Source organism: Paroceanicella profunda (genome assembly GCF_005887635.2).
GTDB lineage: Bacteria > Pseudomonadota > Alphaproteobacteria > Rhodobacterales > Rhodobacteraceae > Paroceanicella > Paroceanicella profunda.
This window is the reverse complement of record NZ_CP040820.1, coordinates 116343-137947: the sequence shown is the minus strand read 5'-3', so window position 1 is coordinate 137947 and position 21605 is coordinate 116343. Positions and strand designations below refer to the sequence as shown.

Genomic DNA, 21605 nt, shown 5'->3' with positions numbered 1-21605 from the left:
GGGCGCCCCTGGCCATCGCCCTCGCGGGGGCGGTGCTCGCGGCCCTCTGGGTCACGCTGTTGGCACGGCCCCACCTGGAGGGCTGGCGCGGCGCGCTGGACTGGCCGGAGGCCACGCTCACCGACCTGCGCCTGCTGGTGGCCGGCCCCGTGACGCCGCCGCCGGAGGTGGTGATCGTGGCCATCGACGACGCCACGCTGGCCGGGGACGGCGGCACCTACCCCCTGCCCCGCACCCGGCTGGCCGAGATCGTGAACCGCATCGCGGATGACGGCGCCCGGGCGCTGGCCATCGACGTGCTGCTAGTCGAGACCGGATTCCCGATCACCGATGCGCAGCTCGCCGAGGCGCTTGGCCGGGTGCCCAGCGTGCTGGCCGCAGCCGGGCGCTTCCGGCCGGAGGCGGCGGGGCGCGGCGGGCTTCCGGTCACCGAGGGCACGCTGCGCCCGCTGCAGCGCTTTGCCGCAGTGGCCGCCTCCGGCCTGGTGAACATCGTCACCGACGCCTCCGGCACCCCGCGCCACGTGCCGCTGCTCTACCGCAGCGAGCGGGGCATCGAGGCCTCCTTCGTGCTGAAGGCCGCGGCCCTCTGGACCGGGACGACCCCGGAGATCGGCACCGGCGAGATCCGCCTCGGCGCGCGGCACCGGCCGGTGGACATCGGTTACCACCTGCCGCTGCGCGCGCCCGGGCCGGCGGGCACCATCCGCACCGTCTCCGCCCGCAGCCTGCTGGACATGCCGGCGAACGCGGCCGGGCTGGAAGGAAAGCTGGTGGTGCTGGGCTACACCGCCACCGCGGTGGGCGACCGCTTCTCCACCCCGTTCGACCCGGTCACCCCGGGCGTGGAGGTGCTGGCCTCCGGCATGTCCACCCTGCTCTCGGGCGAGGGCCTCACCCGCAGCGCGCAGATCCGGCGCGCCGATGTCGCGGTCTCCGCCCTGCTCGCGCTCGGCGGGGTGATGGCGGTGGCGCTGATGCCGCTCTCCTACGGGGTGCCGCTGGTGCTGGGGGCGCTGGCGCTCTGGCTGGGCGCGGGCACGCTGGCCTATGCGCGCGGCGCCTGGTTCAGCGCCGCGCTGCCGCTGGCCGCCTGCCTGCCGCCGGTGGCGCTGGTCGCCTCGGCCCGCCACCTGCTGGAACGGCAGTCGGCCCGGGCCAGCGGACGCGCGGTGGAGGCGCTGAGCCACTTCCAGCCGCCGCTGCTCGCCGCCCGCATCGCCACCGATCCGGATTTCCTCTCCGAGCCGGTGGCGATCACCGCCGCGGTGATGTTCGTCGACCTCTCGGGGTTCACCCGGCTCAGCGAGATCCTCGGGCCGGCGGCGACACGGGAGTTCCTGAAGGAGTTCCACGGCTGCATCAACCGGGTGGTCGACGCCCAGCAGGGCCTGGTGCTGACCTACATGGGCGACGGGGCGATGGTGGTGTTCGGCCTGCCCGAACCGGCGCCGGAGGATGCCGCCCACGCCCTGCGCGCCGCGTTCGCCATGGTGCCGGCGGTGCGCGGGCTGGCCCTGCCCGGGCTGCCCGGCATCTCGCCCGACCTGCGGATCGGCGTGCACCGCGGGCCGGTGGTGGTCTCGCGCCTGGGGCATGAGACGCACCAGCATGTCACCGTGACGGGCGACAGCGTGAACCTCGCCTCGCGGCTGATGGAGGTGGCCAAGGCCGACGGGGCGGTCATCGCGGCCTCCGCCGACCTGGTGTGCGGCGCGGGGCCGGAGGTGCTCGCCGGCCTGCCCGAACCCGACGCGCGCCGGGTGGTCGCGATCCGCGGCCGGATGGCGGAGGTCGCCGTCTCGCTCTGGCGCTGCCCCCGGGGCTGAGGGCACGGCCTCTTCGCGAGGCGGCCGGCAGGCGATCGGCCCGGCCCGATGACAGCCCCCGGCGCGCGCCTCCGGGCCCGCCGGACGCCGCGCGCCCCGGCCCCGCGCACAGCCCTCAGCCGGGGCAGCGCTGTCGCCGCCGCGCCCCGAGCCACAGGGCGAGGAAGCCGCCGCCCGCCATCACCCCGGAGACGAGCGCGAAGATCTCCACCGTCGCGACGATGCCGATGCGGCTGGCCAGGGCGCCGGCGGCGATGGCCGGCACGCTCATCGACAGGTAGCATTCCACGTAGAAGATCGACAGCAGCTCCGCCCGGTCCTGCGGGCCGACCAGCGGCAGCAGCGTGTTCAGGCTGCCCTGGAAGATCGCCCCGAAGCCGAGCCCGCCGATCACCGGGGCCAGCAGCAGCAAGGGCACGCTGCCGGTGCGCACCGCCAGCACCAGGATCAGCAGCCCCGGCAACAGGCAGCCCACCCCGAAGGCCAGCACCTTCATCGGCGGGCGCCCGCGGTTGGAGAACACCGAGGTTGCCGCGCTGAAGGTGAGCAGGCACACCACGCCCGCGCCCAGCATCGGCGAGGTGATGCCGGTCACCCGGCTCACCAGCGTGGGGATGATGGACAGGAAGATGCCGCCCAGGCTCCACACCGCCACGTTCACCGGCGAGACGCCCAGCAGCTGCCGCCCCAGCCCGGCGGGCACCCGCAGCCGCGGCCAGAGCGCGTTCAGCGCCCCGGGGCGGCGGGCCATGGTCTCCGGCACCCGGGTGAGCAGCAGCGCGAGCTGCACCACGTTCAGCGCCAGCAACACCAGGTAGACCAGCCGCAGCGGCGCCGGCGCCCAGCTCACCAGAATCCCCGCGACGAGGGCGCCCGTGGCCATGCCCAGCATCGGCGACAGCGCGTTGATCAGCGGCCCGCGCGTGCGGCTCACGTCCACCAGCGCCGCGCCGATGGCACTGGCCGCGGCGCCGGTGGCCAGCCCCTGCGCGATGCGCGCGGCCAGCAGCAGCGTCACATCCTGCGCCACCGCGAAGAGCGCCATGGCGCCGACCTGCAGCATCAGCGCCACCGCGATGGCCGGCCGGCGGCCCACGTGGTCGGAGATCGACCCGACCACCAGCAGCGCGGCGAGCAGGCTGAAGGCATAGACCGCGAAGACCAGCGTCACCAGCATGGGCGAGAGGCCCCAGAGCTCCTGGTAGAGCCGATAGAGCGGCGTCGGCGCGGCGGAGGCCGCGTAGAAGGTGAACAGGGTGCCGGCATGGAAGGCGATCGTGCCGCGCTGGCCCGGCGGCATGTCGGATGCGGCCGGCTGACCGGTGGTGGAGGCCTGAAGGCTGGACATGTCGGAGTGTTCCATCTAAAGCAAAATCATTGCATTTACCGGTGTAGCCGATGATGCTCACAAAGGCAAATTATTTGCTTTTGCAGGACAAGATAAGACGGAAACGGGGAAGCGGAGCGTTTTCATGGAGTTGCGAGGCACCATACGGCCCGGAGGGCGCAGCGCGCGCGTGCAGGCCTCAGTTCATGCCGCCGTGACCCGGCTGCTGGCTTCGGAGAACCGCGCCGCCGTCACCATTCCGATGATCGCGGCGGAGGCCGGGGTCACCCCCTCCACGATCTACCGCCGCTGGGGCGACCTGCAGGAGCTTCTGGCCGACGTGGCCGTGGAGCGTTTCCGCCCCGACACCCCGCCCGCCGACACCGGCACCGCGCGCGGCGACCTCGAGGCCTGGGCCGAGCAATACCTGGAGGAGATGGCCTCCGAGCCCGGCCGCGCGATGATCCGCGACGTCATCGCCAGCCAGTCCTGCACCGGGAACGCCACGCGCTGCTGTTTCTACACCCGCTCCCAGATCGAGGAGATCGGCGCCCGGGCCGCGGCCCGCGGCGAGCCCTTCCCGGACACCGACCGGGTGATCGACACCGTCGTCGGGCCGATCATGTACCGCATCCTGTTCTGGGAAACCCCGAGCGCCGAACAGGGGCTCCGGCTGGTCTCCCGGCTGTTCGCGGAGCCGGAGGGATGACCGGCGCGGGCCGGCCCGCGCCCGTCCTGCGGAGCGGGCCCTCGCCCCGCCAACGCTCGCACCGCCAACGGGCACCTGACGCGCCGCGCGGACCCGGCCGGCGCCGGGGCGCCTCCGCGCCGCCTAGGGGCCCTCGGCGGCGAGGCTGATGCAGGCCTGCCCGTCGAACGCGTAGCGCAGCGCGAACACCCGGCCGGTGACCCCCGGGGCCCGCACCGTTTCCTCGAAGGCAAGCTCGATGCGGCCCTCGCCGGGCCAGACCCCGAGCACCCGCGCCTCCTGGAAGTCCACCACCCGGCGCACGCGCGGGTAGACCGCTTTGTAGACCGCCTCCTTGGCGCAGAACACCAGCGTGGTGAAGGCGCCCGGCCCGATGCCCGGCGGGCACTGCTCCGCATCGCCCGGCGCGAGGATGCTGTCGGCCAGGGGCGCGGCGCGCGCATCGGTCATCACCGGCTCCAGGTCGAGCCCGAGGAAGGGCCACTCCGCCGCCCGCCCCACCACGGCCAGCGCCCGCCCGCCGGAATGCGTGAGACTGCCCGCCACGCCCTCGGGCCAGAGCGGGGCGCGCCCCGGCCCCACCGGCACAGGTGCCGCCACGCCGGTGAGCGCACGCAGCGCGGCCATGGCGCAGAGGCGCCCGGCGAGAAACTCCGCCCGGCGCCCGGCCACCGCGCGGTGCAGGCTTTCCGGAAGCGCGACGCGGAGCGGGGCCTCGACCCCCTCCTGCTCCGGCGGATGCCCGCCCGCGCCCGGGCCGTCCCGATCCGCTCCGCCATGCTCCGCCCGCAGGGGCCCCGCGGCGCCCTGCCCCGGGCGCTCGAAGCTGCAGGCGCGGAACACCAGCCCCGCCGGCGCGGGCAGCGGCGGGCGCGCCTCCAGCCGGTCGATGCGCAGCGCCGCGCCCCCGGCCTGCGGGCTCATGCGGCGGGCCGTGCCGGTTGAATCAGCGGCGCCACCGGCCTATTCCTTTGAAGACGCAGTCCTTTCGACCGCCTCCCCACCAAGAAGGTGCCTGTCAGATGCCCCTCAAGAGCCGTCTTCAACACGCGCAGGACGATCTCGATTTCCTCACCGCCAGCAATGGATTCCAGCATCTCGTCTACGCCATCAACATCTCCGCGCGCCACCGCTATGTGTATTTCGAAACGCCGAAGGTGGCCTGTTCGACGATCAAGCGCTTCCTGATCAAGAACGAGCTTCCCGGCACGGAGCTGTTCGACAAGGGTGAGCTGAGCTACGAGGAATTCGACTTCCTGCACAACCGCGAGTTCTCGCCGCTGCTGAACGTGAAACAGGCCTATCCCTTCCGGCGGCTGCTGCAGCCGGACTCGGGCTTCTTCCGCTTCTGCTTCGTGCGCAACCCCTATGACCGGCTGCTCTCGGCCTGGCTGGACAAGATCGTGGGCGACCGGCCGCAGGCCCTGCAGGTGAAGGCGGTGCTGGGCCTGAGCGCGAACGCCACGCGGGAGATCAGCTTCGCGGAGTTCGTGGAGGTGGTGGCCGCCACGCCGGCGGCCCTGATGGACCCGCACTGGCGCCCGCAACACCTGCACAATTGCGTGGACGTGATGGACTATCACTTCATCGGGCGCATGGAGCGGCTGGAGGAGGGCATGGCGCATGTCTGCCGCGAGACGGGGTTGGACCCGGCCCATCTCGCCCGGTTCTCGCCGCACAGGAACGATGCGGGCGACAAGCTGGCCGCCCATTACACCCCGGCGCTGCGCAAGCGGGTGTACAAGGTGTTCGAACAGGATTTCGAGGCCTTCGGCTACCCGCGCCGGGGCTGAGCGGGCGCGGGCGCGCCGGGGCCCGTTTCGGCCCGCGCCGGGGCCAGCACGGGCGGCAGCGCGCCGGCCGGGCCGGAGAGCGTGTCGCTGTGCTGGACATTCTCCCAGCCCACCACGATCACGCCTTCCATGGCGCGCGCGGCGGCATCGGCGTCCCCCTCCGCGATCGCCTGGGCGATGCGGCGGTGCGCCTGGGCGGACTCCGCCACGCCGGCGACATGCCGGGTGGGGGAGCTCATGCGGAACACGCTCACCAGCGCCGCCTCGATCAGGCTGCCGACCGAGAGCATGAACGGGTTGGCGGAGGCTTCGAGCACGGTCATGTGGAACTCCAGGTCGGCCATTGCGAAGGCCTCGGAGCTCTGCGCCTCGGCCATCCGGTCCGCCAGCAGGAACAGCCGCGCCACCTGCGCGGGCCGCGCCCTCCGCGCGGCCAGCCGCGCGGCGGAGGGCTCGAAGGACAGGCGCATGTCGCACAGGTGGCTGAGGAAGGCGCGGTCCACCCCGGCCTCGAAGTGCCAGCCCAGCAGTTCCGCGTCGAACAGGTTCCAGGCGGTGCGCTCCGTCACCCTTGTGCCGATGCGCGCGCGCGGCACCAGCATGCCCTTGGCCGCCAGGGTTTTCATCGCCTCGCGCAGCACGGTGCGCGACACGCCGAAGCGCGCCGCCAGCTCCGCGTCATTGGGCAGCAGCGAGCCCACCTCGTAATCGCCGCCGACAATCGCGAGCCCGATCTCGTGGACGACATGCGCATGGCTGTTGCGCAGCGCCCGCCCCGATATCGCCGATTTCAGCAGCGGCATGGCCCGTCATCCCGATCCTGCAAGGTTCCACCTGCGTCCCGTCGTGGCCCAGAGCAGCCCCTTTTGCAACAGGATGAACGCGAAGAGCAGGATTCCGATGACGATCTTCGTCCACCAGCTCGACAGCGTGCCGTCGAAGATGATGTAGGTCTGGATCAGCCCCATGATCAGCACGCCGATCAGCGTGCCGGCGATGAACCCGCTGCCCCCGGTGAGCAGCGTGCCACCGATCACCACCGCGGCGATGGCATCGAGCTCCACCCCCACTGCCGCCAGCGAATAGCCCGCCGAGGTGTAGAGCGAGAAGACGATGCCGCCCAGCCCGGCCAGGAAACCGGAGAGCGCGTAGATGCCCACCGTGGTGCGGCCCACCGGCACGCCCATCAGCCGCGCGGTCTGCACGCCCCCGCCGAGCGCGTAGATGTTCGCGCCGAAGCGGGTGCGATGCGCCAGCAGGACGCCGCCCAGCACCACCAGCAGCATCAGCCCGCCGATGAGCGTGAGCCGGCCCTTGCCGGGCATCAGCCAGTACGCCTTCTGCAGCGTGGTGTAGAACTCGTGGCTGATGGGGATCGAATCGATCGACAGCACGTAGGCCATGCCGCGGGCGAGGAACATGCCCGCCAGCGTCACGATGAAGGCCGGCATCTCCAGCAGGTGGATGATCGCCCCCATCGCCGCGCCGAAGGCGGTGGTGAGCAGGAGGAGCAGCGCGAAGACCGCCAGCGGGTGCAGCCCGGTGTCGCGCAGCATCACCGCGATGAACACGCCGGAGAAGGCGATGACCGACCCCACCGAGAGGTCGATCCCGCCCGAGAGGATGACGAAGGTCATCCCCACCGCCACGATGCCGAGGAAGGCGTTGTCGGTGAGCAGGTTGCCCACCACCCGGGTGGAGAGCATGGCCGGGAACTGCGCGTAGCAGGCGGCATAGGCGGCGAGGAAGATCAGCAGCGTGGCCGCAAGCGGCAGGTGGCGGGAGGTCATGAGGGGACGCGCTCCTTCTTCTCGGCCGGGGCCTGGTCGCGCGGGGCCTGCTTGCGCGGGCTCGCCCGGCCGCCGGAGCGGCGCAGGCGCGGCCCCCCGCGCAGCCGGGGCGACTGCAGCACGAGGATGGCGATGATGATCGCCGCCTTGATGATGAGGTTGAATTCCGGCGGGAAGCCGGACAGCAGGATGCCGGTGTTCACCGACTGGATGATCATCGCGCCGATCAGCGAGGCGGCGATGGAGAAGCGCCCGCCCAGGAGCGAGGTGCCCCCGATCACCACCGCCAGGATGGCGTCCAGTTCCAGCCACAGCCCGGCATTGTTCGCGTCCGCGCCGCGGATGTCGGCGGCCGCGATCACCCCGGCCACGCCCGCGCAGAGCCCGGAGACCATGTAGACCGCCACGATCAGCGCCCCCGCCCCCACACCGGCGAGCGCGCCGGCGCGCCGGTTGATGCCCACCGCCTCGATGAGCATGCCGAGCGCCGTGCGCCGCACGACGAGGAGCGTGAGGGCGCCGGCCGCGAGCCAGATCGCCACCGGCGTGGGCACGCCGAAGATGGCGCCGGAGCCGAGGAAGATCAGCCCCTCGTGGGTGAAGGTGAGAATGGCGCCCTCGGTCACAAGCTGGGCGATGCCCCGGCCCGCCACCATCAGGATGAGCGTCGCCACGATGGGCTGGATGTCGAACAGCACCACGAGGAGCCCGTTCCACAGCCCGCAGGCCAGCCCGGCGGCGAGCGCCAGCCCCAGCGCCGGCGCAAGCCCGAAGCCGGAGGTGATGGCCGCCGCCACCACCGCGCCGCAGATCGCCATGATCGCGCCCACCGAGAGGTCGATGCCGCGGGTGGCGATGACCAGCGTCATGCCGATGGCCAGCAGCGCCACCGGGGCGCCGCGGTTCAGGATGTCGATGACCGAGCCATAGAGCCGGCCGTTCGCCATCGAGATGTCGAAGAAGCCGGGATAGACCGCCGCGATCAGCCCCAGCACCACGGCCAGCGTGACGACCTGCGGCAGGATGCGGCGGAGGAAGTCCTGCGTGCGGCTCATGCGCCTGCTCCTTCGCGTGCCGGCGCGCGGGCGTCCGGTGCGGGGCCGGGCCCCGCGGCCTTTCCGGGCGCCGCGATGGCGGAGACGATGCTCTCCACCGTGATGCCGGCGCCTTCCAGCGCCGCCACCTGGGCGCGGTCGCGCAGCACGATCACCCGGTGGGAATAGCTCACCAGCTCGTCGAGCTCCGAGGAGATCACGAGGAGCGACATGCCGGCCGCGCAGAGCTCCTCTATCAGCCGGATGATCTCGGCATGGGCGCCCACGTCGATGCCGCGGGTGGGCTCGTCGAGGATGAGGAAGCGCGGGTTCGTGGCCAGCCAGCGCGCCAGGATCACCTTCTGCTGGTTGCCGCCGGAGAGCTGGCCGGCGGGTTTCTCCGCGTCCGTGGTGCGGATGTCGAGCCGGGCGATGTAGTCATCGGCCAGCGCGGCCTGCTCGCGCCGCGGCACCGGGCGGGCCCAGCCGCGCCGGGCCTGCAGGGCGAGCACGATGTTCTCGCGGATGGAGAGATCGCCCACCAGCGCGTCGGTCTTGCGGTCCTCCGGGCAGAAGCCGAATCCCGCCGCCACTGCCGCGCGCGGCGAGGTGAGGGCCAGGCGCGTGCCGTCGTCCGCCTCCGCCGTGCCGCAGTCATGCGGGGTGACGCCGAAGACCGTCTCCGCCAGTTCCGTGCGCCCGGAGCCCAGGAGCCCGGCGACGCCGACCACCTCGCCGCGGCGGATCTCCAGGGTCACCGGGGCGATGCGCCCGGCCCGTCCGAAGCCGCGGAAGGCGAGGGCCGGGGCGCCGCCGGGCCCGTCGATGCGGCCGTGGGCGCGGGTTTCCTCGCTCAGCTCGCGGCCGAGCATCATGTTCACCAGGCCCAGCCGGTCCAGCCCGGCCGTCTCCCGCGTGCCGACCAGCCGGCCGTTGCGCAACACCGTCACCCGGTCGCAGATGCGGAACACCTGGTCGAGGAAATGCGAGATGAACACGATGCCCAGCCCGCGGTCCCGCAGCCCCTCCACCACGCCGAACAGCATCTCCACCTCGCGCGCGTCCAGGCTGGCGGTGGGCTCGTCGAGGATCAGCACCTTGCCCGAGAGCGCGACCGCCCGGGCGATGGCCACCACCTGCCGGATGGCGACCGAGTAGCTGCCCAGCGGCCGGCCCACGTCGATGTCCAGCCCGTAGCCGGCCAGCATCTCCCGCGCCGCGGCGCGCGTGGCGCCGGGCGAGACGAGGCCCATGCGCCTCGGCTGCCGGCCCAGCAGCAGGTTCTCCGCCACCGTGAGGTTCTCCAGCAGGTTCACCTCCTGGTAGACCGTGCCGATGCCGAGCTCCTGCGCGGCCTGGGTGTCACGCGGGTCGATCGGCCTGCCGTCCAGCAGGAGGTCGCCGCCGTCGCGCCGATAGGCCCCGGTGAGGCATTTCACCAGCGTCGACTTGCCGGCCCCGTTCTCTCCCAGCAGCGCGTGCACCTCGCCGCGCCGGAGGGTGAAATCCACCCCGTCGAGCGCCAGAGCGCCCGGAAAGGCCTTTGTCACGCCCTGCGCCCGCAGGAGCGGTTCCCGCTCGTCCATCCTGTCCTCCCCCTGCTCCCGGGGGCCGCACGGCCCCCGATTCGCCGTCATGTCGCGAAGGCGGGCCCCCGCGGAGGCCCGCCGGCGGGAAGGTCAGTAGCCGAGACCCTTCTTCTGCTCGTAGATGGCCATCGGGTCATCTTCCTGGGTGTAGAGCTTCGATTCGGTCTGGATCCACTTCGGCGGCACGGTGCCGTCCTTCATGTAGGCGGCCAGCGCGTCGAAGGCCGGGCCGGCCATGTTCGGCGTCAGCTCCACGGTGGCGTTCGCCTCTCCCTCGGCCATCGACTTGAAGATGTCGGGCACGGCGTCGATGGAGACCACGAGAATGTCGTCGCCCGGTTTCAGCCCGGCTTCCTTGATCGCCTGGATGGCGCCCACGGCCATGTCGTCGTTATGGGCATAGAGGGCGCAGATGTTCTTGCCGCCGTCCTCGGCCTTCAGGAAGCTCTCCATCACCTCCTTGCCCTTGGTGCGGGTGAAATCGCCGGTCTGGCTGCGGATGATCTTGATGTTGTCATGTCCGGCGATACCCTGCTCGAAGCCCGCCTTGCGGTCGATCGCCGGGGAGGAGCCGGTGGTGCCCTGCAACTCCACCACGTTGCACGGCTCGTCGCCCACGGCCTTGGCCAGCCACTGCCCGGCCACGGCGCCCTCATGCACGAGGTCGGAGGTGACAGCGGTGAGGTAGAGGTCCTCCGGCGCGTCCACCGTGCGGTCCAGCAGCACCACCGGGATCTCGGCCTCCTTGGCCTCCTCCAGCACCGCGTCCCAGCCGGTGGCCACCACGGGTGCGAGCAGGATCGCGTCCACGCCCTGGGCGATGAACGAACGCAGGGCCTTGATCTGGTTTTCCTGCTTCTGCTGGGCGTCGGCGAACTTGAGGTCGATGCCCCGTTCCTCGGCCTGCTGGTGGGTGAGCGTGGTCTCGGCCGCGCGCCAGCCCGATTCCGAGCCGATCTGCGAGAAGCCGATGGTCTGGGCCACCGAGGGCGCAGCGAGAACCAGCGAGGCAAGCGCCGCCGTTCCCCAGAAAGTTTTCCGAAGCATGATTTCCTCCCATGAGTCTTTTCTTTTCGGGCCGGAGCCGCGCTGAATAAAAAATCATACAATAGGACTTTTAGGAAGAAATTTGTTGAGCTCCTCCACATCATCTTCGTCGGAAGCGGCAGAAGCGGCGTGGGCCTTTGCCCCGGGCCTGCAGGCCGCAGGGGATGCGGCGCGGCGGGCCGTGCAGAGCGTGAAGGCGGCGCAGGGCTGGAGGTCTGGTTCCGCGGACAGGGCGCGTCCGGCCAGCCGCTCACCGGTGAGGCAGGCCCGGCTGCGCTTCCCCGCGCGCGGTGGCATCGGTCCCGGTGCCCTGCCGCGAATCACCTGGCGGACGCGGGCAGAGGCCCGGGCGGGGGAGCACCGGGCCCCGGCGGGCAGACGCCCGCGCGGCCCGGTGCCGGGGCTCAGTGCTCGCTGTCGAGATGCGCCATCTGCATCGCGGGATAGCGCGCGCCGCGCGCCGCCTCGGCCGGCATGGACGCGGCGATGGCGGCGAGGGCCTCGGCGTCGAGGGCGGTCTCCAGCGCCCCGAGGCTCTCGGCCAGCCGGTCGCGGCGCCGCGCCCCGATGAGCGGCACGATGTCCGGCCCCTGCGCCGCCACCCAGGCGATGGCCGCCTGCGCCACGCTCAGCCCGCGCGCCTCCGCCACGCCCCGCAGCGCCTCGACGAGCGCGAGGTTGGCGTCGATATTGTCGGCCGCGAAGCGCGGGCTCATGCCGCGGAAATCCCCCGCCTTCGACGCGCCCGCGCTCCAGTGCCCGCTGATCAGCCCGCGTGACAGCACCCCGTAGGCGGTGATGCCGATGCCCAGCTCCCGCGCCACCGGCAGGATCTCCGCCTCGATGCCGCGCGAGATCAACGAATACTCGATCTGCAGGTCGCAAACCGGGTGCACGGCGGCGGCGCGCCGCAGGGTTTGCGCGCCCACCTCCGAGAGCCCGATGTGGCGGATCCAGCCGGCCTGCACCATCTCCGCCAGCGCGCCCATCGTCTCCTCGATGGGCACGGCGGGGTCCAGCCGCGCCGGGCGGTAGATGTCGATCTGCTCCACGCCCAGCCGCTGCAGCGAATAGGCCACGAAGTTGCGCATCGCCGCCGGGCGATTGTCCACGCCGCCCCAGCCGAAGGCGGGGTCCCGCAGCGCGCCGAATTTCACGCTGATCACCAGCTGTTCGCGCGGCAGGCCGCGCAGGGCCTCGCCGATGAGCATCTCGTTATGCCCCATGCCGTAGAAATCGCCGGTGTCGATCAGGGTCACGCCGGCATCCACGGCGGCGTGCAGGGTGGCGAGGCTCTCCTCGCGGTCCGCCGGGCCGTAGACGCCGGCCGACATCCCCATCGCTCCGAGGCCGAGGGCCGAGACCTCGGGGCCGGTGCGGCCGAGTGTGCGCTGTTCCATGTGTCTTTCCTCATGTCGCTGCGTGGCGGTGCTGCCCACCGGCCACAACGGAACTATGCCCTCTGGCCAACCGTTCGATAATCGGGGCAAAGTCGGACAAGCCGTCCGAGGTGCCGTACAATGTCCCATCCCAGCCTGACCGACCTGGAGATCTTCGCCGCCGTGGCCCGCGCGCGCGGCTTCCGCGCGGCCGCGGCGCGGCGGGGGGTGGCGCCCTCCACGCTCTCCGACGCGGTGCGCCGGCTGGAGGAGCGGCTGGGCCAGCGCCTGCTGCACCGCTCCACCCGCTCCGTCACGCCCACGGAGGCCGGGGCGCAATTGCTCGAGCGCATCTCCCCCGCGCTGTCCGAACTCGCCGACGCGCTGGACTCCACGCCGGGCCCCGATGCCGGGCCCGGCGGCACGCTGCGCCTGCAGGTGCCGGAAATCGTGGCGCGCTTCATCCTGCCGGAGATCGCGGCGCGCTTCCTCAGGGCCCACCCCGGCATCATCCTGGAGGTGACGGCGGACAACCGCCTGCTGGACATCATCGCCGAGGGGCAGGACGCCGGCATCCGCTTCGAGGAGCACCTGGCGCAGGACATGATCGCCGTACCGGTCGGGCCGCGCGCGCAGCGCTATGCCGCGGCGGCCACGCCGGAGTACCTCGCCCGGCACGGCACGCCCCGCCACCCGCGCGACCTGCTGGCCCACCGGATCCTGCGCCACCGCTTCCTGAACGGCAACACCCAGCCCCTGGAGTTCGAGCGTGGGGAGGCGGTGCTGCGCATCGACCCCCCGGCGCGGATGGTGACCAACTCGCTCGACATGCTGCTGGCCGCCTGCCTGGCCGGAGAGGGGATCTACGGGACCTTCCACCAGGTTCTGGCCCCGGCGCTGGCGGAGGGGCGGCTGGTGCCGGTGCTCGAGGACTGGGCGCCGCGCTTTCCCGGGCCCTTCCTCTACTACGCCAGCCGCCGGCTGGTGCCGGCCCCGCTGCGCGCCTTCATCGATTTCCTGCAGGCCGAGCGCACCCGGGGGTGATCCGCGAACACGGCGGGCCCCCTGCCGCGCCCGCGCACCGGCGGCGGCCGGGGATCCCCGCGGCGCCCAGGCCAGAGCCGGGCCGGGCGTGCCCTGCCCGTCGGGGCGCCGGCCCGGGCACGGGGTGTCAGTGCGCCATCAGCACCGGAAGGCGCATGTCCGCCAGCATGTCGCGGGTGGCGCCGCCCAGCAGGTACTCGCGCAGGCGGGAATGCCCGTAGGCGCCCATCACCAGCAAATCCGCCCCGATGTCGGTGGCATGTTCGCGCACCACTTCCGCCGGGGCCCGCCCGGAGGAGGGTTTCGGCGTCACGCTCACATGAAGCCCCTGCCGGGCCAGCATCAGCGCGAGCAGGCTGCCCGGGTCCTCCCCGGTGAGTTCGGCGTCCGGCTCCGGGTCCACCAGCACGATGTCCACGCGCTGCGCCTGCGCCAGGAACGGCATGGCGCCGCGCACCGCGCGCAGGCTCTCGGCGCTGCCGTTCCAGGCAATCACCACCGAATCACCGGGAACCGGGCCGGGGGTCTCCGTCTGCGGGCACAGCAGCACGGTGGCATCGCCGTCGAACAGCGCGCCTTCCAGCAGCCGCTCGGCCACCGTGTCATCCGTGGACTTCGGCCGGTCCAGCACCACGAGATCGGCATAGCGGGCATAGGCGCCGAACCGCGCCTGCAGCCGGTCGTAGCTGGTGACCAGGCGGCGGACATCCGAGCGCAGCCCGGTGGCCGAGAGCAGCGCCTCGGCGGAGGCGGCGATCGCGTCGGCCCGGCCGCGCGCCCGGTCGCCCATCTCGGCGATGAGCCCGGCATCCACCCCGTCATAGGCGTACATGGTCAGTTCCGGCTCCAGCCCGCAGGCGATGAGTTCGAGATGCGCGTCGAACCGGCCGGCCAGCGCCACGGCCAGCTGATACCCGGGCGTGGCCGACCCGGTCTCGTCACACACGTTCAGGATGGTCTTGTAGCTCATGGATCTTTCCCTCCGTCCGGGCCGCTTGCTGCCGCCTGCCGGGCCCGGCGCCGGCAGGGGCGGCGCAGGCGCTCAGCCTCCGGGCCGGCCGGACACCCGCGCGGCGATCTCGCGGCGCACGTGCTCCGGCTGGGCCTCGATGGCCTGGCCGAGGCGCCTCAGTTCGTGCCGGAGCCCGTGGATCTGGTCCACGAGCGACAGCATGGTCTCCACCGTCTCCGCATCCAGCGCCATGTCCCGCTCCAGGCTGAGCAGGAAGGCGGCGCGGGCCGTGTCGGCGGGAGAGAAGCGCGGGCCCGGGTCTCCCTCCGCCACGACGGGGCGGATCCAGCCGGCGGAGATCCAGACATCGATGCGCGTGGTCTCCACGCGCAGCGCCTCGCAGAGCTGGGTGCGGGTGAGCAGGGTCATCGCGCCCCTCCCCAGTTGCGGCGCGGATCGGGGCGGGCCCGGGCGCGCCAGGCCTCCAGGGCCGCGACGAGCGCGTCATCCACCGCCTCCGGCGCGACGATGCGCAGCCGCACGAGCTGGTCGCCGCCCGGGTGCACCCCCTTGCCGCGCAGGCGCAGCACCTTGGCCCCCGCGCCCTTCGGGATGGTGAGCTTGACCGTGCCGTCCAGCGTGGGCACGTCGATGCGGGCGCCGGTCACCACCTCGTCGATGGAGACGGGCACCTCGATGAGAATGTCGCGGCCCTCGCGGCGGAACAGCGGGTCCGGGCGGATGGAGACCGAGACCAGCGCGTCGCCCGACGGCCCGCCGCCCGAGCCCGGCCGGCCCAGCCCGGCGAGGCGGATCACCTGACCCTCCTCGCAGCCCTCGGGCACGGACAGATCGAACCCCGCGCCTTCGGCATTGGAGAGCCGGATCTTGCCGCCGCGCGCCGCGGTGCGGAAATCCACCTCGACGCGGTAGTGCATGTCGCTGCCGCGCATCTTCATGCCGCCGCCCTCCCGCGCCCCGGCGCGCCGCCCGAAAATGTCGGAAAAGAAATCGGATGCACCGGCGAAATCGTCGAACCCGGCGGAGGAGCGGTAGGCTCCGGCGTCCGCGCTGCCGGCATGGTCGCGCCAGAAGCCGGACCGGCCGGTCTCGTGGCCGGCCGCGTCCAGCTCGCCCCGGTCGAAGCGCGCCCGCTTGTCCGGGTCGGAGAGGATCTCGTTCGCCGCGGCGATGGCCTTGAAGCGCGCCTCGGCCCCCGCGTCTCCGGGGTGCAGGTCCGGGTGGTGCTTCTTCACCTGCCGGCGGTAGGCCTTGCGGATGTCCTCCGGCGAGGCGTCGCGCGCCACTCCGAGGAGGGCGTAGGGATCATCTGTATCTTTCGTGGCCATCGGACATGCCCTTCCCCGCCCGGCGCGGCACCGGAAGCGCCGACTCGGGTGTTCGGGGTGAACCTACACCCGGGCGGCGCGCCGTGAACAGCCTTGCCGCCCGGGCATCCGGCCGCACCCGGGCGCGCGGCCCGGCTGCGGCCCATCCGCGGGGCGCGCGCTCAGTCGAGGCCGAGCTTGCCACGCAGGGTGGAGAGATCCTCCGCCAGCGTGTTCACCCGGGCGGAGAGCAGGGTGCGGTCCTGGTCCGACAGCTCCTCGTAATCCTCGAACCCGTTCGCGGTGCGGTAATGCGCGAGGGTCTGGTCCACGTCGTCGAAGTTCGACTGCACGGTGCTCACGAACGCCGGGTCCGTCGGCTCGATGAGCGGGCGGACCAGTTCGAAGACCTTCTTCGCGCCATCGGTGTTGGCCTGGAAATCCCACAGGTCGGTGCGGCTGTAGCGGTCTTCCTCACCCGAGACCTTGGAGGCCGCGACCTCCTCCATCAGCGCGGCGGCGCCGCCCACCACGGTTTCCGGCGGGAAGGTGAGGGCGGCGATGCGCTGGTCGAGATCCTTCACGTCGGCCATCAGGCGGTCGGCGTAGCCGGCGATCGCGGCCGTGTCCTTCTCCACCCAGAGCCCGTACTCGATGCGGTGGAAGCCGGTGAAGGCGGGGTCCTTCTCCGCGGTCTCGTAGTCATCTGCGCGGGCGTCGATGGAGGCGTCGAGGTCGGCGAACAGCTCCGCGATCGGCTCGATCTCCTCGTAGGAGGTGCGGGTGGGCGCATAGAGCGCCTTCGCCTTCTCCAGGTCGCCGGCATGGATGGCCGCGACCAGCGCCCCGGTGTCCTCCACCAGCTGCGCGGTGCGGTCGGAGACGTAGAGCTTGTAGTCGGTGATCGGCTCCACGAGGTCGAGCGTCACCTCCTGCGTGGCGGCCAGCAGCGGGGCGCCGAGCCCTGCGACTGCCAGAAGCGTTCCCGTGGCGAGCGCCTGCTTCAGGGTCATCATTCGCATCATCCTTCCTGAGTGTGGCTGCCTGGCGTCGGGCTTGGCTGTGCCTGTGACTGCTTCACGGCGTCGATCAGCGAGCGGCCAAGCCAGTCCCCGCTGTCCCGCACGCCGGGAAGCACGTAGAAATATCCGCCGCCCACCGGCTTGATGTACTCCTCCAGCGGCTCGCCATCGAGCGCGCGCTGGACGGAGATGAACCCGGCCTCCAGGTCCGCCTGGTAGGCGATGAACAGCAACCCCTGGTCCAGCTGGCCGGAGCGGGTGACGCCGTTGGAATAGTTGAACGGGCGGCGCAGGATCAGGTGGCGGGCGGCCTCGGCCGTGCGCGGGTTCGCCCGGCGGATGTGGCTGGCGAGCGGGGTAACGGCGCCCTCCGGGTCGGCCGCGTAATCCGGCAGGTCGGCCTCGGTGCGCCCGTCCAGCGGCGCGCCGCTGTCCTTCTGCCGGCCGAAGATCCGCTGCTGCTCGCGCAGCGGCGTGCGGTCCCAGCGCTCGACGAAATTGCGGATGATGCGCACGGCCTGGTAGCTGCCGCCGGTGGCCCAGCCGGGCTCGCCCGCCCCCTCGCCCACCCAGACCACGCGGTCCATCAGCGCCTCATCCCCGGCGTCGGGGTTCGCCGAGCCGTCGCGGAAGCCGAGGAAATTGCGCGCGCTTTCCTTCGGCGCGCCCGGCGCATGGGCCACCACGGGCACGCTGCCCTCCTGCATCCAGCGCGGCACGAGGAATTCCGGCATGGATTTCAGGATGTCGCGCAGCGCGTGGATGTTGGTGTCCTGCAGGTTGGCGCAGAACTGCAGCGCGAGGTCGCCGTGGCACAGGCCGGCCTCCAGCGCATCGTTGGGGAAGGCCTCCATCCGGGTGAGCCGGCGCGGCGCGAGGCCGCCGAGCCAGGGCCGGTTCTCGAACAGCGAGGCGCCGAGCGAGACGGTGACCGTGAGGTCGTCCGGCGCCACCACCGGCCCGAGCAGGCCGGAATCGACCGGCGGCAGGCGGGGGTCGCGCGTCTCCACCGGCCCGCCGGTGGTAAGGAAGGCGATGCGCTCGGTGAGGCGGCGCAGCAGGGTCTCCAGGTCGGCCGGGCTGGTGGCGACCACGTCGAAGGCGACCATCAGCCCGGAGGCCGGCCGCGGCGTGACGATGCCGGACTGGTGCAGCCCGTGGAAGGGCTGGCGGCTGGCGCCCCGGCCCGTGCCGTCCGGCGCGTCGGTGGCCGGGTTGGACTGCGGCGCCTGGGCCGCGCCGGCCCCCATCGGGCAGCCGAGCGCGAGCCCGCCCCCGGCGAGCCCGACCAGCACATGCCGGCGCCCCAGCCGCGGGCCCCGGCTTGCCTCGGCCCGGAGGCCGCCGCCATCACCGCCACTGCCGCCGGATGCCCGCGCCCGGGCCTCGGAAACCTCGGGTGCGGAAGGCGCGTCTTTCCCGGTCATCAGCTTGATCCCAGTGCCTGCGGAAGCTGCCCGAGCGTGGCGCCGAGCGCCGTGAAGGCGGTCTCCAGCGCGGCCCGCTCCGGCGCGTCCAGGGTTTCGAAGGAAGGGTATCCGCCCGCGCCCCGATGCGCGGCGAGCACCGCCCGGGCGGCGGCGAAGCGCTGCTCCAGATCGGCCACCAGCGCGGGGTGGCGCGCCTCCAGAACCGGGGTGAGCAGGGTTGCGGGCTTCTCCAGCCCGTCGAGGCTCGAGTCGAGATCGGTGAGCCCGGTGCCCGAATAGGGGTCCTCCCCGGCCGAAACGCGGCCATCGCCCAGCCGCGCCGCCAGCCCGGCGCCGGAGGAGGCCAGCAGCTCCGGCGTCACCTTCAGCGCGCGCAGCCGCGCGGAGAGCGTGGCCGCATCCGCCGCCAGCGCCCGGGCCACCGGGGCGAGCCCGTCAAGGCTGTTGCGCGCGAAAAGCCCGTATTCGATGCGGTGAAAGCCGGTGAACCCCGCGTCCGCCTCGCGGTCGCGCAGCCAGGCGGCCTGGGGGTCCATGCGGCTCTGCAGGTCGGCAAAGCGCGCGGCCACCGGCTCGACATGCCGCCAGGGCGCGCGCGCCGTGGTGTAGAGCGCGCGGGCCATGGCCATGTCCCCGGCCTCGATCGCCTCGGCCAGCTTGCCGGTGTCGCGCACCAGCGCCTGCGCCTCGCGGATCAGGTAGACCTTGTACTCCGACAAAGGCCCGATGAGCGCGCGCAGCGGCGGGGCGGTGCCGGCCACGGCAGAGGTGGCCTCGGACGGGGTGACGTGCAGCGCGCCGCGCGGGTTCGACAGCAGGCCGCAGGTGATCTCGTAATCGCCGGGGGTGAGCCGCGCGCTCAGGGTCTGGCTGAAGCCGGGGGCGATGTTCTCACGCTCCGCGACCACCATCACGCCCTCCAGGATCTCCCACTCCACCGGGCGGTCGGAGCGGTTCAGGATGCGGAACTGATGGGTGCCCGCGGGCAGCTCCAGCCGGGCCGGCGCGCAGCCGCCCGCGTTCACCGCAACCTCCACGGCCCCGTCCCCTGCCCCGGCCGGCCCGCGGTTTCCGGCCGCGAACCAGAAGGCTGCCCCACCGCCGACGGCCAGCAGCGCGGCCCCGGCCACGGCCCATTTCAGCACCGCGCCCTGCGGCGCCGCGGCGGGCCGGGGCGCGCCCGGGGACGCCCTCTCAGGCTGGTCAGACATGGGCACGCTCTCCGGATCTGCGCGGCGCGGGCCGCAGGAACAGCCACAGCGACACGACGAGGAACACGGCCCAGACCGCGACCTCCCCCAGCGTGGGCGCCGGCTGGTAGTTGAAGAGGCCCGACAGCACGGTGCCGCCGGGGCTGGACACCGGCAGGGTGTCGCTCATGTCCCAGGCAAGCTCCTGCAACCCGTTCCACAGGCCCGCCTCATGCAGGTTGCGCAGCACGCTGGCCAGCAGCCCCGCGGCCACCACCAGGATGAACACCCCGGTGAACCGGAAGAAGCGCCGCAGGTCGAGCCGCACGCCCCAGACGTAGATCGCGAAGCCGATGAGCGCAGCCACCGCAAGCCCGGCCAGCGCGGAGAGCGCCGCCCCCGGCCCGGAGGATTGCTCGAACACCGCCATCAGGAAGAAGACGGACTCGAGCCCCTCGCGCGCCACGGCGAAGAACACCATGCCGATGAGCGCCCAGCCGCCACTGCTGCTGCCGGTGAAACTGGCCTCCACCGAGGCCTCCAGCGTGGCGCGCATCGAGCGCGCCGCCTTGCGCATCCAGAACACCATCGAGACCAGCACGCCGACGGCCACCAGCCCGACCACGGCCTCGAACAGCTCCTGCGCCTTCTGGGGGAATTCGGCCTGCACCAGCTCCAGCCCGGCCCCGGCGAACAGCGACACCGCCACGGCCAGCAGCACCCCCACCCAGACCGCCGGCAACCAGGCCCCGCGACCGGTCTGGCGCAGGTAGGTCGCGACGATGCCGGTGATCAATGCGGCTTCGATCCCCTCGCGGAGCATGATGAGAAACGGAGCCAGCATGTGCGCCCTCTCCTTGGTTGGAACTCCACCCGCTTACAGAGCCCGAGCAAAAGGGTCAACATATCGCCGGAAGTTGTGATCGCGGCCCTCAGGCCAGCACCGTCCAGAAGCGGAACCGCTCCTGCCCGGTGACCTCGCGCACCAGGCCGCGCTCCTCGAAGAGCGCGAGATTGCGCGCCGCGGCGGAGAAGGACACCCCGACCGTCGCCGCCGCCATCTCCGCCGAAAGCACCGGCGCGGCGAGCAGGGCCGCGACCAGCGCGGGCGGCGTGCGCCCCGACAGGTCGGCCAGCGCGGCGGTGGCCCGCTGCTCCCAGTCCGCGAGCCGGTCCAGCTCCATGTAGCCGCGCAGGCAGGCGGTCTCGATGCCGCGATACCAGCCCTGCAGCCGCTCGGCCGGGCTGCCCCCGCCGGCCCGCAACGCGTTGCGCTCGCCGATGGCCAGCGGCAGGAAGGGAAGCGCCCTGCCCGCGCCGCCGAGCCGCGCGGCCACCACCGCCGGCTCCAGCACCGCCCCGGCGCCGGAGAGGCCGAACAGCCGCCAGGCCGCGAAGGCGCAGCCGGCCCGGCTGATCGGGTGCAGCGCCCCGGCCTGGCCGAGCACGGAACGCCAGTCCTCCGCCAGCCCGTCGAAGGCGAGGCCGACGGGGCGCTGGCTGAAGTCCAGCAAACCGTCCGCAGGCGCCGGCCGCCGCCCGAGAAACGCCTGCAGCCCGTCCAGCGGCCCCGGCCCGCCGAGCAGCCTGCGGAAGGCCCAGCCGGCCAGCGCCAGCTCCCGGTCCCCCTCCGCCGGTGCCCCGGCGCGCAGGTGCACGTAAAGCGCCAGGCGCTCGGGCGCGATGCGCACGCCCTCGGACCAGAGCAGGTCAGAGATGTCCATCAGCGCGAGCCGCCGCACCAGCCCCTCGGGCCCGGCGCGCAGCCGTTCGTCCAGACGCGCGAAGGCCACCGCCGCGGCCGTGAGCGCCCGGCCCTCCTCCCGTTCGGCCTTCAGCCAGTCCGCCGGGTCGAGCAACGGCCTGCGGTCCGCCGTGTCCCAGGGCAGCGCCGACGCGCCCTGGTCCGGCCGCGGATCCTCCGTCTCGGCCCCGGGCAGGAACCACAGGTCCTGTTCCTCCGGAGCGGTGTCATAGGGCGAGAGGTGCGGATCCTCGGGTTTCGGCATAGCTACGGTGTCCCAGAACTGAAGGCCTGTTAACGCGCAATATATATTACTAATGCGCGGCACTCATGGGTTTCGATCTTCTACCCCGGATTGCCCCGGCCCGCCAGCGCGAAATCCATCACGTGCGGGGCGC

Annotated in this window: 20 protein-coding genes; 4 read left to right on the top strand and 16 right to left on the bottom strand. The window is 72.6% G+C overall.

What is annotated here, in order from left to right; translation table 11 throughout:
• Positions 1-59: 59 nt before the first annotated feature.
• On the top strand, positions 60-1829 hold the full coding sequence (locus tag FDP22_RS21325) for a CHASE2 domain-containing protein (protein WP_170317828.1): 1770 nt from the start codon (positions 60-62) through the stop codon (positions 1827-1829).
• Positions 1830-1944: 115 nt separating this feature from the next.
• Here FDP22_RS21325 and FDP22_RS21320 read toward each other — a convergent pair whose 3' ends face one another.
• The gene (locus tag FDP22_RS21320) at positions 1945-3177 is read right to left on the bottom strand and encodes an MFS transporter (RefSeq protein ID WP_170317827.1); all 1233 of its coding nucleotides are present in this window, start codon (positions 3175-3177) and stop codon (positions 1945-1947) included.
• Positions 3178-3301: 124 nt separating this feature from the next.
• On the opposite strand from FDP22_RS21320, the gene FDP22_RS21315 reads away from it, so the two are divergent.
• A complete protein-coding gene (locus FDP22_RS21315; protein WP_138576195.1) occupies positions 3302-3865 on the top strand; it encodes a TetR/AcrR family transcriptional regulator in 564 nt (187 codons plus the stop codon).
• Positions 3866-3988: 123 nt separating this feature from the next.
• Here FDP22_RS21315 and FDP22_RS21310 read toward each other — a convergent pair whose 3' ends face one another.
• Positions 3989-4789 carry a 4'-phosphopantetheinyl transferase family protein gene (locus FDP22_RS21310; protein WP_138576194.1) on the bottom strand — a complete coding sequence of 267 codons (801 nt, stop codon included), beginning with the start codon at positions 4787-4789 and terminating at the stop codon, positions 3989-3991.
• 98 nt (positions 4790-4887) lie between these two features.
• Here FDP22_RS21310 and FDP22_RS21305 point away from each other — a divergent pair, with 98 nt between their 5' ends.
• Positions 4888-5658, top strand: coding sequence for a sulfotransferase family protein (locus FDP22_RS21305; RefSeq protein WP_138576193.1), 771 nt, complete (start codon positions 4888-4890; stop codon positions 5656-5658).
• On the opposite strand, the gene FDP22_RS21300 is transcribed toward FDP22_RS21305, so the two are convergent.
• From FDP22_RS21300 to FDP22_RS21275, 6 genes are all read right to left on the bottom strand, one after another.
• Positions 5640-6461: a FadR/GntR family transcriptional regulator gene (locus FDP22_RS21300; RefSeq protein WP_138576192.1), complete on the bottom strand. Its 822-nt coding sequence runs from the start codon at positions 6459-6461 to the stop codon at positions 5640-5642. The two genes, FDP22_RS21305 and FDP22_RS21300, sit on opposite strands and share 19 nt — an antisense overlap.
• 6 nt (positions 6462-6467) lie before the next feature.
• On the bottom strand, positions 6468-7448 hold the full coding sequence (gene yjfF / locus FDP22_RS21295) for a galactofuranose ABC transporter, permease protein YjfF (RefSeq protein WP_138576191.1): 981 nt from the start codon (positions 7446-7448) through the stop codon (positions 6468-6470).
• A complete protein-coding gene (locus FDP22_RS21290) occupies positions 7445-8503 on the bottom strand; it encodes an ABC transporter permease (protein ID WP_138576190.1) in 1059 nt (352 codons plus the stop codon). Before FDP22_RS21290 ends, yjfF begins: the two co-directional genes overlap by 4 nt.
• Positions 8500-10068, bottom strand: a complete 1569-nt coding sequence (locus FDP22_RS21285; protein WP_138576189.1) for a sugar ABC transporter ATP-binding protein — start codon at positions 10066-10068, stop codon at positions 8500-8502. Before FDP22_RS21285 ends, FDP22_RS21290 begins: the two co-directional genes overlap by 4 nt.
• Before the next feature lie 93 nt (positions 10069-10161).
• A complete protein-coding gene (gene ytfQ, locus FDP22_RS21280) occupies positions 10162-11118 on the bottom strand; it encodes a galactofuranose ABC transporter, galactofuranose-binding protein YtfQ (protein WP_138576188.1) in 957 nt (318 codons plus the stop codon).
• A gap of 404 nt (positions 11119-11522) precedes the next feature.
• A complete protein-coding gene (locus FDP22_RS21275; protein ID WP_138576187.1) occupies positions 11523-12518 on the bottom strand; it encodes an aldo/keto reductase in 996 nt (331 codons plus the stop codon).
• A gap of 120 nt (positions 12519-12638) precedes the next feature.
• On the opposite strand from FDP22_RS21275, the gene FDP22_RS21270 reads away from it, so the two are divergent.
• Positions 12639-13541: a LysR substrate-binding domain-containing protein gene (locus FDP22_RS21270; protein ID WP_138576186.1), complete on the top strand. Its 903-nt coding sequence runs from the start codon at positions 12639-12641 to the stop codon at positions 13539-13541.
• Between the two features lie 127 nt (positions 13542-13668).
• Here the strand turns inward: FDP22_RS21270 and FDP22_RS21265 are convergent, their stop codons facing one another.
• The 8 genes from FDP22_RS21265 to FDP22_RS21230 all read right to left on the bottom strand — a co-directional run bounded on the left by FDP22_RS21265 (position 13669) and on the right by FDP22_RS21230 (position 21472).
• Positions 13669-14511 carry a universal stress protein gene (locus FDP22_RS21265; RefSeq protein WP_138576185.1) on the bottom strand — a complete coding sequence of 281 codons (843 nt, stop codon included), beginning with the start codon at positions 14509-14511 and terminating at the stop codon, positions 13669-13671.
• 72 nt (positions 14512-14583) lie between these two features.
• Positions 14584-14922: a chaperone modulator CbpM gene (locus tag FDP22_RS21260; protein ID WP_138576184.1), complete on the bottom strand. Its 339-nt coding sequence runs from the start codon at positions 14920-14922 to the stop codon at positions 14584-14586.
• On the bottom strand, positions 14919-15842 hold the full coding sequence (locus FDP22_RS21255) for a DnaJ C-terminal domain-containing protein (protein WP_138576183.1): 924 nt from the start codon (positions 15840-15842) through the stop codon (positions 14919-14921). The genes FDP22_RS21260 and FDP22_RS21255 overlap by 4 nt, the downstream gene beginning before the upstream one ends.
• A gap of 161 nt (positions 15843-16003) precedes the next feature.
• On the bottom strand, positions 16004-16843 hold the full coding sequence (efeO, locus tag FDP22_RS21250) for an iron uptake system protein EfeO (protein ID WP_430226092.1): 840 nt from the start codon (positions 16841-16843) through the stop codon (positions 16004-16006).
• On the bottom strand, positions 16843-18270 hold the full coding sequence (gene efeB / locus FDP22_RS21245) for an iron uptake transporter deferrochelatase/peroxidase subunit (protein WP_138576182.1): 1428 nt from the start codon (positions 18268-18270) through the stop codon (positions 16843-16845). Before efeB ends, efeO (FDP22_RS21250) begins: the two co-directional genes overlap by 1 nt.
• On the bottom strand, positions 18270-19484 hold the full coding sequence (gene efeO, locus FDP22_RS21240) for an iron uptake system protein EfeO (RefSeq protein WP_138576181.1): 1215 nt from the start codon (positions 19482-19484) through the stop codon (positions 18270-18272). Before efeO (FDP22_RS21240) ends, efeB begins: the two co-directional genes overlap by 1 nt.
• On the bottom strand, positions 19477-20307 hold the full coding sequence (gene efeU / locus FDP22_RS21235; protein ID WP_138576180.1) for an iron uptake transporter permease EfeU: 831 nt from the start codon (positions 20305-20307) through the stop codon (positions 19477-19479). The genes efeO (FDP22_RS21240) and efeU overlap by 8 nt, the downstream gene beginning before the upstream one ends.
• Before the next feature lie 88 nt (positions 20308-20395).
• Positions 20396-21472: a helix-turn-helix domain-containing protein gene (locus FDP22_RS21230; protein ID WP_138576179.1), complete on the bottom strand. Its 1077-nt coding sequence runs from the start codon at positions 21470-21472 to the stop codon at positions 20396-20398.
• Positions 21473-21605 lie beyond the last annotated feature (133 nt).

Coding starts and splice junctions, on each gene's coding strand:
- FDP22_RS21320 (WP_170317827.1), bottom strand. CDS start 3,177: ATGTCCAGCCTTCAGGCCTCCACCACCGGTCAGCCGGCCGCATCCGAC.
- FDP22_RS21315 (WP_138576195.1), top strand. CDS start 3,302: ATGGAGTTGCGAGGCACCATACGGCCCGGAGGGCGCAGCGCGCGCGTG.
- FDP22_RS21310 (WP_138576194.1), bottom strand. CDS start 4,789: ATGAGCCCGCAGGCCGGGGGCGCGGCGCTGCGCATCGACCGGCTGGAG.
- FDP22_RS21305 (WP_138576193.1), top strand. CDS start 4,888: ATGCCCCTCAAGAGCCGTCTTCAACACGCGCAGGACGATCTCGATTTC.
- FDP22_RS21300 (WP_138576192.1), bottom strand. CDS start 6,461: ATGCCGCTGCTGAAATCGGCGATATCGGGGCGGGCGCTGCGCAACAGC.
- yjfF (WP_138576191.1), bottom strand. CDS start 7,448: ATGACCTCCCGCCACCTGCCGCTTGCGGCCACGCTGCTGATCTTCCTC.
- FDP22_RS21290 (WP_138576190.1), bottom strand. CDS start 8,503: ATGAGCCGCACGCAGGACTTCCTCCGCCGCATCCTGCCGCAGGTCGTC.
- FDP22_RS21285 (WP_138576189.1), bottom strand. CDS start 10,068: ATGGACGAGCGGGAACCGCTCCTGCGGGCGCAGGGCGTGACAAAGGCC.
- ytfQ (WP_138576188.1), bottom strand. CDS start 11,118: ATGCTTCGGAAAACTTTCTGGGGAACGGCGGCGCTTGCCTCGCTGGTT.
- FDP22_RS21275 (WP_138576187.1), bottom strand. CDS start 12,518: ATGGAACAGCGCACACTCGGCCGCACCGGCCCCGAGGTCTCGGCCCTC.
- FDP22_RS21270 (WP_138576186.1), top strand. CDS start 12,639: ATGTCCCATCCCAGCCTGACCGACCTGGAGATCTTCGCCGCCGTGGCC.
- FDP22_RS21265 (WP_138576185.1), bottom strand. CDS start 14,511: ATGAGCTACAAGACCATCCTGAACGTGTGTGACGAGACCGGGTCGGCC.
- FDP22_RS21260 (WP_138576184.1), bottom strand. CDS start 14,922: ATGACCCTGCTCACCCGCACCCAGCTCTGCGAGGCGCTGCGCGTGGAG.
- FDP22_RS21255 (WP_138576183.1), bottom strand. CDS start 15,842: ATGGCCACGAAAGATACAGATGATCCCTACGCCCTCCTCGGAGTGGCG.
- efeO (WP_430226092.1), bottom strand. CDS start 16,843: ATGCGAATGATGACCCTGAAGCAGGCGCTCGCCACGGGAACGCTTCTG.
- efeB (WP_138576182.1), bottom strand. CDS start 18,270: ATGACCGGGAAAGACGCGCCTTCCGCACCCGAGGTTTCCGAGGCCCGG.
- efeO (WP_138576181.1), bottom strand. CDS start 19,484: ATGTCTGACCAGCCTGAGAGGGCGTCCCCGGGCGCGCCCCGGCCCGCC.
- efeU (WP_138576180.1), bottom strand. CDS start 20,307: ATGCTGGCTCCGTTTCTCATCATGCTCCGCGAGGGGATCGAAGCCGCA.
- FDP22_RS21230 (WP_138576179.1), bottom strand. CDS start 21,472: ATGCCGAAACCCGAGGATCCGCACCTCTCGCCCTATGACACCGCTCCG.